The sequence below is a fragment of the Phocaeicola sp. RTP21359st1_B8_RTP21360_211022 genome (assembly GCF_040911965.1).
Lineage (GTDB): Bacteria > Bacteroidota > Bacteroidia > Bacteroidales > Bacteroidaceae > Phocaeicola > Phocaeicola vulgatus.
On the sequence record NZ_JBDFXP010000030.1, the window covers coordinates 12,994 to 27,160 of the forward strand.

Annotated in this window: 8 protein-coding genes and 1 pseudogene; 8 read left to right on the forward strand and 1 reads right to left on the reverse strand. The window is 35.9% G+C overall.

The genetic code is table 11. From position 1 onward, the window contains the following. Positions 1-14: 14 nt before the first annotated feature. The 4 genes from AB5062_RS15100 (at position 15) to AB5062_RS15115 (ending at position 7,488) form a co-directional block, all read left to right on the forward strand. Positions 15-1,991 (forward strand): RagB/SusD family nutrient uptake outer membrane protein, encoded by a 1,977-nt coding sequence (locus AB5062_RS15100; RefSeq protein ID WP_005853750.1) that lies wholly within the window; start codon positions 15-17, stop codon positions 1,989-1,991. Positions 1,992-2,031: 40 nt separating this feature from the next. Further along, the gene (locus AB5062_RS15105) at positions 2,032-4,881 is read left to right on the forward strand and encodes a SusC/RagA family TonB-linked outer membrane protein (protein ID WP_032953559.1); all 2,850 of its coding nucleotides are present in this window, start codon (positions 2,032-2,034) and stop codon (positions 4,879-4,881) included. A gap of 28 nt (positions 4,882-4,909) precedes the next feature. Then, the gene (locus tag AB5062_RS15110) at positions 4,910-6,607 is read left to right on the forward strand and encodes a RagB/SusD family nutrient uptake outer membrane protein (RefSeq protein ID WP_032953565.1); all 1,698 of its coding nucleotides are present in this window, start codon (positions 4,910-4,912) and stop codon (positions 6,605-6,607) included. A gap of 86 nt (positions 6,608-6,693) precedes the next feature. After that, complete coding sequence (locus tag AB5062_RS15115) at positions 6,694-7,488, forward strand: hypothetical protein (RefSeq protein WP_005842398.1); 795 nt, start codon at positions 6,694-6,696, stop codon at positions 7,486-7,488. Between the two features lie 36 nt (positions 7,489-7,524). Here the strand turns inward: AB5062_RS15115 and AB5062_RS15120 are convergent. Then, a pseudogene (locus AB5062_RS15120) lies at positions 7,525-7,838 on the reverse strand (transposase); the annotation flags it as partial. Between the two features lie 424 nt (positions 7,839-8,262). Between AB5062_RS15120 and AB5062_RS15125 the strand changes: the two are divergent. The 4 genes from AB5062_RS15125 to AB5062_RS15140 all read left to right on the forward strand — a co-directional run bounded on the left by AB5062_RS15125 (position 8,263) and on the right by AB5062_RS15140 (position 14,167). Continuing rightward, positions 8,263-9,816, forward strand: coding sequence for a DUF4990 domain-containing protein (locus AB5062_RS15125; protein ID WP_070101536.1), 1,554 nt, complete (start codon positions 8,263-8,265; stop codon positions 9,814-9,816). A 14-nt stretch (positions 9,817-9,830) separates the two neighbouring features. Beyond that, positions 9,831-10,481 carry a hypothetical protein gene (locus AB5062_RS15130; RefSeq protein WP_005842404.1) on the forward strand — a complete coding sequence of 217 codons (651 nt, stop codon included), beginning with the start codon at positions 9,831-9,833 and terminating at the stop codon, positions 10,479-10,481. A 952-nt stretch (positions 10,482-11,433) separates the two neighbouring features. Beyond that, positions 11,434-12,759 carry an oligogalacturonate lyase family protein gene (locus AB5062_RS15135; protein WP_005853530.1) on the forward strand — a complete coding sequence of 442 codons (1,326 nt, stop codon included), beginning with the start codon at positions 11,434-11,436 and terminating at the stop codon, positions 12,757-12,759. A 13-nt stretch (positions 12,760-12,772) separates the two neighbouring features. Beyond that, complete coding sequence (locus tag AB5062_RS15140) at positions 12,773-14,167, forward strand: arylsulfatase (protein WP_032953558.1); 1,395 nt, start codon at positions 12,773-12,775, stop codon at positions 14,165-14,167.

A 14,167-nucleotide genomic window follows, 5' to 3' on the forward strand; every position in this document is an offset into this window, starting at 1 on the left:
AATAATGCAATCAAATGAAAAAATATAATAAATGGATTTTTAATGTTGCTTCAGGACTGGCTCTGACATCTGTCATCGCTACTTCATGTGTCGATGAGATTAAGTTTGGCAACTCTTTTTTGGAAAAGGCTCCGGGAGGGTCGGTTACAAAAGATACAGTATTTAATAATGCTGAATATACCCGACAATTTCTGACTAATCTTTATGGCATGCAATATTATGGGCTTCCATATAAGAATGTGGCTAATCAGGAAAGTTCCAATCAATATGTAGGCAAGCCTGAAGCTTTAACAGATTTGTATGTTTTCACTTATCCGTCATGTGGAATCTCAGGACCATATTATAAAGGTACTCACACTGCCAATTATGGTAAACGTTCTGATAAATTTGATTATTTAAGAAATAATGTCTGGGAAGCTGTACGTGGAGTATGGATGTTGATTGAGAATATTGATAATGTACCGGGGCTAGGGGAAGATGAAAAAGCTTCTATGGTGGCACAGGCGAAATGTATTCTTGCTTCCCGTTATTTTGATGTATTTCGTCATTATGGTGGCATTCCTTTAATTAAAGGTACATTCAGTGGAACGGATACAAGCTATGAAATGCCTCGTAACAGTGTGGAAGAAACAGTGAATTATATGGTACAATTGCTGGATGAAGCTGCTGCTGTACTTCCTTGGACTGTAGAAACACCTGCATCTGAATCCGGACGTTGGACTAGAGCGGCAGCTTTAGCTTATAAATGTCGTATTCTTCAATTTGCAGCCTCACCTTTATTTAATTCCGACCAGCCTTATTACCCGGGAGCGACAGGCAATCCTGCTATTTGGTATGGTGGTTATAAACCGGAACTATGGGATCGCTGTCTGGAAGCGTGTGAACAATTCTTTAATGAACTGGCTTCTAAAGGTGGATATAGTTTACAGCAGGCGAAAGGTACTCGTCCAGAAGATTATCGTTTGGCATATCGTGCAGGCTATGCTAATTTGGATAGCCCGGAAGTATTGATAAACACACGTGTAATTGATATTGATGCATTCAAATCAAGTCATTATAATTGGCACCAATGGGGAGATCCTCTTATGAGCATTCATCGTGGTTACAGTCCTACACAAGAATATATGGAAATGTTCCCTTGGAAAGATGGTACGCCGTTTGATTGGGATAAGGCCAAAAGTGAAGGAAAACTGGATGAAATGTTTTTGAAAGGAACGGGCACAACCAGTGACGGACTGATAAATATAGAATTGACCCGTGACCCGCGTATGTATGAAGAAATCATTGTAAACGGTCAGCAAGAATCTTTGGATTGGACCACAGGAAATATGTCAGGTTATTGTTTTGAATCGTGGTTGGGGGGAAAGAGTGCCGGCAATGGTCCTACCAGTCAAACAGGTTCATTTGCTACGGGATATGCACCTATCAAATTCTTAATGGGAAACGATATGCTGCGTAGATATGTACATTGGCCTTGTATCCGTATAGCTGAACTGCATTTAATTTATGCGGAAGCATTGTGTCAAAGTTCACGAGGCAGTATGGATAAAGCTATAGCTCAAGTAGATATTGTACGTGCACGTGTAGGAATGAAAGGATTGGCAGAATGTAATCCGGATAAAAATTTACAAAGTAACAAGGATGCTTTTATCGAAGAACTTCTTCGTGAACGTGCTTGTGAGCTAGGTATGGAAGATGCACGCTTCTTTGACTTGATTCGCTATAAACGAGCAGATATATTTGAAAAACAATTGCATGGACTTTTCATTTATCGTTTGGATGACAACGGAGTACGAAGAGATTTGCCTTGGCGTGGAAACGATGAAGGGAAGATGGCTTATCCGACCCATTTTGAATATGAAAAATTTGAATTGAATAACCCAACTCGTTATTGGTGGACAAATGGATTTGACCCTAAATGGTATCTTTCTCCATTCCCGTCAACAGAAGTTAATAAAGGATACGGGCTTGTTCAAAATCCCGGATGGTAATAACTAATGAATACTTCAATTACAATTTGAATTAATTATTATGAGAAAAAATAGATTAATTATTCCGGCACTCCTTGCTTTTTTGAGTCTGCAAGGGTATGCACAGGAACTCAATGATAGCATAACTTCCGGTAAGCCGGCAAAATATTCCGATGAAGTTGTAGAAATCGGATATCATAAAGCTCAACGTCTGGAAGAATCTACCTCATCAATTTCTACCGTATATAATGAAGATTTCAATAAGCGTAGTGCTAAAAATATAGCTAATTCGCTTTTTGGATATGGTACAGGGTTGACAACTTTGCAAGGTAGCGGACGATATGCAGATGCCGAACCTACATTTTTTATTCGTGGTCTACAAAGTTTATCCACTAATAATCCGTTAATATTGGTAGACGGTATTGAACGTGATATTACAGATGTCACTCCTGAAGAGGTAGAAACTGTCACTATATTGAAAGATGCTGCTGCAGTAGCAATTTACGGGCATAAAGGTATAAATGGTGTAGTAAATATTACTACCAAACGTGGTATTTATAATACACGTGAAATCAAGTTTACTTATGATCATGGTTTCGGTTGGCAAGCACGCAAGCCCAAGTTTGTAGACAGTTATTCTTATGCAAATGCCATGAATGAAGCATTGGCAAATGACGGGTTAACAGCGCGTTATACACAAGATGAATTGAACGCATTTCGTAGTGGTCAATATCCATATCTGTATGCTAATGTGGATTGGCTTGGAGAAACTTATCGCGATATGGATGCTACCAATATATATAATATAAGTTTCCGAGGTGGGGCAAGCAAATTCCGTTATTATGCTATGGCTAACTTGACTACTAATAAAGGGTTTATTGCCAATCCTTATATGAATGATGGATATTCTACACAGGACCAATACTCCAGAGCCAATTTACGTACTAATTTGGATATTGATCTGACAGAAAAAACAAAATTGAAATTAAATGTATTAGGTATCCTGTCAGAAACTAGAACTCCGGGAGCGAATGGTCAGGGAGGTGCTAATTTATGGGATATGATTTATACTTTACCTTCCGCTGCTTTTCCCGCTCGTTTGGAAAATGGTACATGGGGAGGTAGTGCGACTTGGGCTGGGACCAAAAATCCTTTAGCTGTATCACAAGCAGCGGCTTACACAAAGTTCCACGAACGTACATTGTTCGCTGATATGACGCTGACCCAGGATTTATCATCTATAACTCCAGGACTAGGAGCAAGCGGTATGTTATCTTATGATAACTATGCCCAATATTGGGAAAATCATTCTAAAACTTTTGTTTATGGTAGTAATTCGGTAACTGCATGGGAAAATGGTGTACCTTCAAGTACGACTTATTATACTGATGGTAAAGAAAGTTCGATGAGTAGTGATGCTAAATGTATTGCATTTACACGGGTATTCAATTTTGCAGCAACTTTATTTTATGACAAACAGATAAATAAGGACAATAAAATTTATAGTCAATTAAAATGGGACTATGAATACCGTAATACCAAAGGGACCGATCAGACCTGGTATCGTCAGAATGCCTCTTTCTATACTCATTATGGATACAAAGATAAATATTTTGCTGATTTGAGTGTAGTTGCTTCAGCGTCTAATAAATTGGCACCAGGACACCAATGGTCTATATCTCCCACTGTTGGCTTAGCTTGGGTCATGTCAAAAGAAAATTTCATGAAAGATCTTTTTTGGATTAATTTTATGAAACTGAGGGCTTCGTTTGGTGTCATTAATACCGACCGTCTTCCGTTGGATGATGACAGTGAGGTTACTAACTATTGGGAACAAACATATGGTGGCGGTGGTTATTATCCATTTGATACAAATTATTCTGTAGGAACGCAAAGTTGGTCATTAGGTCGTTTGGCTTCTTTGAATTCTACTCATGAAAAAGCATATAAATATAATTTGGGTTTAGATGCCAGTATGTTCAATGGGTTGGACGTATCTTTTGATGCTTATTATGAAAGACGTTCAGATATTTGGGTGTCTTCAAGCGGTCATTATTCAAGTGTCTTAGGATTTACTGCTCCTTATGAGAATGGTGGTATTGTCGATAGTTGGGGAGTTGAAATTGGTGCTAATTATCGTAAAAAAATTGCTGACATTACTTTAAATATAGGAGCCAATTTTGCTTTAGCCAAAAATGAGATTATCGAGCAAATGGAAGAACCGCGTATGTATGATAATCTTATAACTACAGGTAAGCCTCTGAAGCAAACTTATGGTATGGAAGTTATCGGATATTTTAAGGATCAAGCTGACATTGAGAATAGTCCTAAACAGTCATTTGGTGATGTAAAACCTGGTGATATAAAATATAAAGATGTTAATGGTGACAATATTATTGATGCGAATGATAAAGTTGCTATAGGACATAGTACTACTGCTCCTGAAATTTACTATTCATTCAATTTGGGAGCAGAATGGAAAGGGTTAGGCTTTGATGCTATGTTCCAAGGGACAGGAAGATATTCTGCTGTATTAAATACGAAGAGTTTATACTGGCCGTTAATAAATAATACAACGATTTCACAGGAATATTATGATAACCGGTGGACTCCAGAAAATCAAGATGCTAAATATCCTCGTTTGAGTTCTCAAAGTAATGAGAACAATTATCAAACTAATACTTTGTGGTTGGCAGACCGCTCATTTTTGAAACTTCGTTCAATAGAGTTGTATTACAAGTTTCCACAAATATGGGTAAAGAAAAGCAAGATATTGAGCAATGCAAAGATTTATGTGAGAGGTGTTGATCTTTTGTGCTTTGATAAGATTAATATTGCCGATCCCGAAGTTTATGGAGCGACTTATCCTTTAACTCGTAGTGTAGTGGCTGGATTAACTATTGGCTTTTAATTGTTGAACTTAAATTAAAAACATGATTATGAAAATCAAAAAAATAGTGAGCGGAATAGCATGTATGGTAACTTTGGCTGCATGTAATCTGGATTATCACGAATATGCCAATTACGGAAAAGACTATATAGATGAAAGTTATGAAAATGTAATTGGTATGATTACCAATGTTTATTCCATATTAGACTATGACTTTGGCCAAACATATAAAGGTGGAATGCTGGCATCTGCTTGTGATGAAGCTGAATATGCTTATACAAACAATGATATATGTGATTTTGTAAACGGATCTTGGAGCCCGGCTAATCCAATGTCTAACATCTGGTCTAGTAGCTATAAAGCAATTCAGATATGTAATCAGTATCTGGCTGAATTTCAAGGATTGACATTTGATGAGCTAAAATTGAATGATGACTATCGTGCACAAATGTTCCGTTATACCAACAGTTTCAAGGAAGCTCGTTTTTTGCGTGCATATTTTTATTTTAATTTAGTACGTGCTTATGGAGATGTTCCATATTTTACAGAAATGGTAACTACAGATCAAGTAAACAGTCTGACACGCACCCCTGCACAGGAAATTTTTAACGCCATTATAGCAGAATGTGACAAATTATCTACAGAATTACCTGCAGACTATACAAAACTTGGATTGGACGGAATTGCCCCAGCAGAGAACGGTCGTGTTACTTGTTATGCAGCTTTGGCATTAAAAGCACGTGCTGCTTTATATGCTGCCAGTCTATTATTTAATCCGGGAAATAACAAAGATTTGTGGCGTAGAGCGGCTGAAGCTAATAAAGAGGTAATTGAAACTTGTACAGCTAATGGTTTTAAATTAAGTAAATATTCAGAATTGTGGGGACCTAACAACTGGTCAAATAATGAAATGATTTTTGTTCGTCGATATAATGGTAACATCAGCACATTGGAAGAATATAATTTTCCGATGGGAGTGCCAGGTGGAAACTCCGGTAATTGCCCAACACAAAATATGGTTGACGCCTATGAAATGAAAGCTACTGGAAAAATGTGGAATGAAACAGGAAGTGGTTATGACGCTTCTAATCCATATGCCGGACGTGATCCACGTTTCGATATGACTATTGTAAAGAATGGAGATACAAAATGGCCGTCAAAGAATGCCAATCCTATTGAAACTTTTTATGGAGGTTTAAATGCTGAACCTCTTTCAGGTGCAACCCCTACCGGATATTATTTGAAAAAATATTTGGATTCAGCCATTGATCTGAGTGCTAATAGTACAACAAAAACCAGCCGCCATTCATGGATCACTTATCGTTTAGGAGAATTTTACTTAAACTATGCAGAAGCCATATTCCAATATACGGGTTCTGCTGATAATGCTGGTGAATTCGGAATGACAGCTTGTGAAGCGGTAAATATCATACGTAATCGTACTGATGTTAAAATGCCGGAATTTCCAACAGGTTTGTCGGCAGATGCCTTTTGGAATAAATATCAGAATGAGCGCATGGTAGAATTGGCTTTTGAGGGACATCGTTTTTATGATCTGAGAAGATGGAAAGATGGTGATAAATTAAAGAGCATCATAGAAATGAAACTTACAAAAAATGAGGATGGTACTATCACTTATAAACGAAATGTTGTCAATCGTGTTTGGGATGATAAAATGTATCTTTTCCCAATTCCACAATCGGAACGTATGAAAAACCCTAATTTGTCTCAAAACGCAGGATGGTAATAGAATAAACGTACAATAATAAGAGGATGCATCAATATGTATAAAGCATCCTCTTTTACCTTTAAATTATAATTTATAGAAATGTCATGAAACAATCTAGATTTTATATCCTCTTTTTCTTTGTAGTTTGTATCGGGCTATTTTGCTCTTGTCTCAGTAATGACGATGATGCGCAATGGTCTAAATTTAATGGTGTATATGTTACGGTTGGTGGAGACAATATTCGTGGCTACAAGTTATACACGGATTTTGGTGCAATTTTAGTTCCAACAGAAGAAAGTCTTAATCGTATACCTTGGTTAAAAGAAGTGCAACGTGCCATAGTTAGTTTTAACTTATTGGATGAAAATGAAAATACAACTCAATTGGAGGACGGAAAAACTTATGATGTTATATTAAACAGTACGAATGGAATGAACCAACAGATTCCTACTTTTACAGTTCATGTTGACACTTTAAGTGAAGAGTATCAAATATTCGGTCAAGACTCTATCCAACTAAAAAATAAGAGTATTTATTCATTAGATAAAACGGCCGGAGCATTCTATATAAAAAATGGTTATATGAATATTGTTCCAACTTTTGAGTATGATTTATATAAGCCGGTTTTCTTTTTATTATACTATGATGGCGAAAAGGATATAGATACTTCTAATAATAAGTTAAATTTAAATTTGTATTTTAATAATAGTATACAAAGTAGTAATAACTCAATTTCTTCGTTTATAAGTCTTGAAATGCCTGGAGAAATTTATTATAAATTTCAAGATAAAGGTATGAATGATGACGATCTTATCGATGTATATTTGAATTCAGAAACCGTTTCCGGGCAAGAACAAATACATTGTAAAATGGCTTTGAAAGATTTTATGCTTCCTTAAAACATTGGATTCTTCATTGTGATAGTTCGTTAAAAATTAGCCAAGTCTAAGCAGCTTTGGCAGTAAAAAAATGAGTTCTTTGAAAAGTTTGTCAATAACTTGTGGGCCTAAGTTAATTTCAAATATGCAAATAAATCGTTCATGTATATAAGCATTGTGTATAACTGACTTGCAAGAGGAATGGAATATGTTATTCCGGGTTTCTTACATATCGCTTTGACCAAGTTGATGGCAACGAGCGATGCATTGAAGTGAAAATCCAGCTTTCTGAAGTCTGTTGACTGACAGTTGGTGATTCCAGCATGTTGTTTGTTGTCTTTAAAGTAAAAATCCAATTGGAATCTGGTTCTGTTAAATTATAAAAAAAACAACGAATTACGTAATTTTTTCTTCTTTGTTATCAGCTATTTAGTTACTTTTTTATCTACAATTCTTATTGCCTAACCATCTGTTTTTGACAATTTTTCAATGATCTCTTATATGTTTATTGAGCTAGTTTCAGTCTGCTCTATGTTTAACTTTTAACATCCCGGTGAAAATTTACCGAAGTAGTGCTTTTATAAAATAGCCTTTTTATATTTTCTTTGTTTAATCTAATAGTTAATAATATAATCGGAAAAAATAAGACTTTGTTTGCTTATTTTTAATAAAACTGTTGACTATTTTTTTCTAATTTGCTTGAAAGAACAATGCCAACATTGATATTATTTTGAATTCAATACGCTTTAACAAATCGGATTGTAACCTTATATTTTATAATTAAAATTTTGTAGTATGAAATCATTTGTAAGGAAATTGTGCGCCGGATTGGTGTGTGCATGTGGAATGTCTGTTTCTGTTTATGCAACAGATTATTATGTGGCAACTGATGGAAATGACATGAATGTAGGTAGCATTGAAAAACCTTTTGCAACCTTGTCTAAAGCTCTAAAGTTGGTTCAACCTGGTGATAATATATATCTGCGTGGAGGAGAATATAATGTTACTGAAGATTGGATAATGGATAAAAGTGGAAATAAAACTTATGCTAAAGTGTTTGATATTAAACAAAAGGGCAATCCATCAAGTCCAATTTGTGTTATTGGCTATAAGAATGAGCGTCCGGTACTTAATATGGAGCAAATCAAACTTACAGATCGTCGTGTTGCCGTATTCTATATTGCTGGTAGCTATTGGAGATTCAAGAATTTTGAAGTTGTAGGCACTCAAGTAGCAATTAAAGGTCATACTCAGTCTGAAGTTTTTCGTATTGAGGGAGGAAATAATAATATATTGGAAAATATAGATGTACATGATGGTATGGCAATTGGCTTTTATTTGGTAAAAGGTATGAATAATTTAGTTTTGAATTGTGACGCTCATGATAATTATGATGGATATTCTGAAGGTGATTCTGGAAATGTAGATGGATTTGGAGGGCATGCAAATAAGGAAACTAGTACTGGAAATATATTTAGAGGTTGTCGGGCTTGGAACAATGGAGATGATGGTTTTGATTTGATTAATTGTTATGCTTCATATATTATAGAGTATTGTTGGTCATTTCGTAATGGGTATAAGCCCCATTCTATAGAATCTTCTGGTGGAAATGGAGCTGGTTTTAAATCTGGTGGATATGGTATGGGAGACATAAAAAAGGTTCCAAATCCGATACCGCAACATACAGTGCGTTATTGTTTAGCATATTATAATCGTCAGCAAGGATTCTATTCTAATCATCATCTTGGAGGATTGATTTTCGAAAACAATACGGCTTATAAAAATCCAAGTAATTATAATATGTTGAATCGAAAATCGTCAAATGAGGCTGTTGATGTACCTGGATATGGACATATTATTAAAAATAACTTATCATTAAGTCCTCGTAATTCGGGAGGTTTTCCACAACATTTAATTAATGTAGATAATACCCTTTCTGAAATTAAAAACAATTCATTTGCACCAAATGATTTGAATTTATCAGAGTCTGATTTTGAAAGTTTGAATGAACAAGAATTAATGGGATCTCGTAAATCTGACGGAAGTCTTCCTGATATAAATTTTTTACGCTTGACAAATCATGCAAATTTTCGTTTTTCTGGTATGGGCTGCTTTATAAATGAAGAGGCTGTTGATTATAGTTGGATACAAGAACCTGCTATTGTATTGGAAAACGGAGTGGCTCGTATTGTTGGTGAAGACTCTAAATCTTTTAATAAATTTTACGTTAATGGAGAAGAAGTAAGTATAGAGAATGGAATTGTGGATTTGACTTCAATGAGTGGTGAATTAAATTTGAAAGCAATAAGTGAAAATGGAGCGGTTACAACTCTTATTATTAATAAATGATAAATATTCATGCTATGAGAAACTTTTTTAACAATCTGTTTTTCTATCTTTTATTTTTAGGAATAGGTACTAATGTGTTAACCTCTTGCAAGGAAGAGGTGGAGAGTATATCTGAGTTATCTCTTGAACAAACTAAAATTCAGATAAAAGAAGGAGAGACAGTTACTGTGAAAATAATTGGTGGAAGTGGAAATTATCAGATTTCTTTATCAGATGAGAAATTAGCTGTTGCACAGATAGAAAATAATGAGATAAATATCCGTGCATTATTGACAGGTTGTGTAACTTTAACTGTTACTGATGAGAACGGTCAAACAGCACTTCTTAATATTATTATTATCTCTAAAATACTGGATTCAGATAAACCAAGGTTTGTTTGGACAAATAGTATTGCTCTAGATGAACCTAACGGTTGGGGATTGACAGTTTTTGGGAATAAGGTTGCTGTTACTTCTTGTGTGGAACAGATTCAATATGTATTAGAATGGGAGGGAGATTCTACAATGGGGAAGAAGTTAAATGCTTTTTTAACTACTTTAAAAAAGGGGGAAGCTCCTGTTAAAATAAAATTAACTGGACTTGAAATATTAGATATTAGGGAACAATGTTACTTTATTACTTTTTCTGTTGATAATAAGATTGGTGAACTTGTTTTTATAAAATAGTCATTAATTCTTTTAAGTTATTTTTATTAATGATTGATTTGCTTCAATTTGACGTGACGCTAATGTTGACAATACTTTGGTAAAAAATTGCTGAAGTATTGTCATTGAATTTGCGTAAGTTTTACCAATGAAAACGGTAGGGGCTTAGTTAATCAAGAAAAATATGATGCAAAACTTGGGAAATGAAATACTGATATATGGATTTTTCAATTGAAAACAATTTGAGCAATCCATATATTAGTATTTTTTTTAAGTCACATCTTTTATAAAGTTAATAGTTTCTAGGTTGAAGTTCTTAGACATCATTCATCTAATAAAGACCATTATTGGGATTATGCAGGAATGTGCAGGTTTTATTATTATTAAAGATACCCAAAGTACATATTGGGAATATGCCAAGATGTTCAGTCAATAACATGGTAATACGGAAAATCTTCTTCTTTTTTATAGATTTATACACTCCTTAAATTCCCAATAAGCATCAAACATCTGTTGACTAAGCATACAAATCTAATAATTGAGTCTTAGTTCTCAATCATGTCAGATCATTGTTTGGACTAAAATTCTCCCTATTTTTATAAAGGGTATTCTACTTTAAAAGAAGAACTATAGTAAAGATCCATCATAAAGTTTTTAGTTTTTTATTTCTGCTTTCATTTTGTATATTCATACTTGAAAAATAAAAATACTTTTAAGAATCGTATCCTATCTTTCCTATGCTTAAAAAGTTATTTAAAAGAATTCGATGTAATGTCAAATTATCGTCAAGGGGAAGGTGTATCAAAAAGCATACCTTCTTTTTTATGGGAGCAGTATATCAGTGAAAAAATCTAGGATATATAGAGAATAGTTGGTTTAAAGTGAACAATTAACCATATAAATGGATAAAATTCTATTTGATATAATTTCTCTCATGCATAAATTTGTCGTATCAGATAAAAAATGACATACTATGAGAAAGACATTTTTAGCTATTACATTATTTTTAGCTTTTAGTAAAGCCGCATTGGCTCAGTTTGGAAACTGCACTGCATCGGAAATGCGGACTTATGTAGATAGTGCGACCGGCAATACTATCACTATGTTGACCGACACGATGAAGAATGACCGTTTTCTTTATCAGACTGATCCCATGTGGACGGCTGATGGCAAATACTTATTGTTCAGGTCTTCCAGCCGTGGAAATGACAAAGAGGTGGAAAGTACGCTTCCTAACGGAGAAAAACGTAAATGGACTCCTACACAGATTTACTTTATTGAAATGGCCACCGGTAAGATTATTCAAGCTACGGAAGGACCGAACTTGGGCAGTGCTTTTTTGGCTAATAAAACGAATCGTATGTTTGTCAGCCGGAAAGAAAAAGAAAACTGGAACATGTATGTAATGGACTTGAATAAATTCTTTGCCGATGTAAAACAAGGAAAAGTAGGTAAACCATCCGCTTATGAAACTTTCATAGGCACTTTCCCCACTGAGATGGGACGTCCGGGAGGATATGCTGTGGATTGTAATGATGATTATGCCTACATAACTGTTGAGCGTGAGGGTACGGAAGAGGAAAAGGAACGTATGATGAAAAACGCTTTCCTGCCTGAAAGTAACCAGCCGGTAAAGATAAAGCCAACTCTTTGCGGAATTCGTAAAATGAATCTCAGTACGGGAGAAGTAACTAAGGTTATTGATACGGAGTTTAAAACAGGACATATACAAGCCAGCCGTTTTACTCCGGGTGAAATCGTTTTTTGTAACGAAACCGGTGGCGATGCCCATCAGCGTATGTGGTTTTGCACGGCAGATGGAACAGTCTTTAAACCTTTATATAAAGAAACTCCGCTAGATTGGGTGACTCATGAAACTTTTGCAACCAAAGATTTTGTATATTTCAATATCTTAGGATTTCAGCCGCGTCTTCGCAAACAGGCAAGTGGTATTGTGCGTATCAATTTGCGTACGGATGATGTAGAGTTGATAGGGCAGGTGGAATTAGAAAAAGACCGCCAAGCGATTGACGGCCAATTGGTAGGAAGAGGTTTCTGGCATTGTAATGCCAGCCGTGATAATAAATGGGCTGCCGGAGATACTTTTGGAGGAAATGTATGGTTGGTTAATGTACAGACCGGGGAGCGTCATTGGTTGGCGTCGGATACCAAGATGAAACCGGATCATGCACATCCCAGCTTTAGTCCGGATGGTACGAAAGTTCTTTTCCAATCCGGACATTTTACAAATGGAAAAAGATTGAATTTAATGATGGTGGATATTTCATCCTTTAAATAAAGTAAGGTTGGATATGAAAAATACACGTAAGATATTATTTTCCGCAGCTTTGTTGTCTTCAGGGCTTACGATGGCCCAGACTACAACGGCAGAGAAATCGCCCAATGTTATTTATATTATGGCGGATGATTTGGGAATAGGTGATTTGGGATGCTATGGTCAGCGTCAGATTAAGACACCGAATATTGATGGGATAGCTCAGAACGGGATGAAGTTTATGCAGCATTATTCCGGTTCTACGGTCAGTGCTCCGTCCCGTTGTGCTCTGATTACAGGAAAGCATATGGGACATGCCGCAATCAGAGGAAATGCAAAAGTGGCAGGTTCGGATGGATTGTTATATGAAACTCCGCTTCCTGCCGGTGAAGTTACCGTAGCCGATATTTTTAAAACAAAGAATTATGTTACCGGATGTGTAGGCAAATGGGGAATGGGAGGACCGGGTACGGAAGGTATGCCCGGCAAACATGGTTTTGATTATTTCTACGGTTATCTGGGGCAACGTTTTGCTCATAGTTATTACCCTGAGTTTTTGCATGAGAATGAGCAGAAGATTATGCTGGATGGGAAATATTATTCGCATGACTTGATGTTGGAAAAGGCTTTGAATTTTATTGATGAAAATGCGCAGAAACCTTTCTTCCTTTATTTTTCACCGACCATACCCCATGCGGATCTTGATATAATGGGGGAAGCGATGACGGAGTATGAGGGGGAATTTTGTGAAACTCCTTTTGGAGGAAGCAGAGACGGTTATAAATCGCAGCAAACTCCGCGTGCGGCGTATGCGGCGATGGTTACTTATTTGGATAAAAGTGTGGGTTTGATTATTAAAGAGTTGAAAGAGAAAGGTTTGTATGATCATACGATCATTGTTTTTACTTCCGATAATGGAGTCCATTCGGAGGGAGGGCACGATCCATCTTATTTTGACAGTAATGGTCCGTTCAGAGGCCAGAAAAGAGATTTATATGAAGGAGGTATCCGTACTCCGTTCGTCATTCAATGGCCGGGAGTTATTCCACAAGGGGTAGTTACCAATCATATTTCTGCATTTTGGGATTTTTTGCCTACTATAGGTGAATTGGTGCAGGCGGATATTCCTCAAAATATTGATGGTATATCTTATTTGCCTACTCTTACGGGAAAAGGTACTCAGAAGGAGCATGATTGTATTTATTATGAGTTCTTTGAATTTGGAGGAAAGCAATCTATTATGACACCTGATGGTTGGAAGTTGGTGAGACTGGAAGTTAGTGATTCGTCTAAAACTTATGAAGAATTGTATAACATTTATACAGATCCGGCAGAAACTACTAATGTGATAAAGCAATATCCTGATGTGGCAAGGAAATTAAAGAATATGATAGGTGCTCAACGTGTTGAAAATGCCCGTTTCCATTTTTAA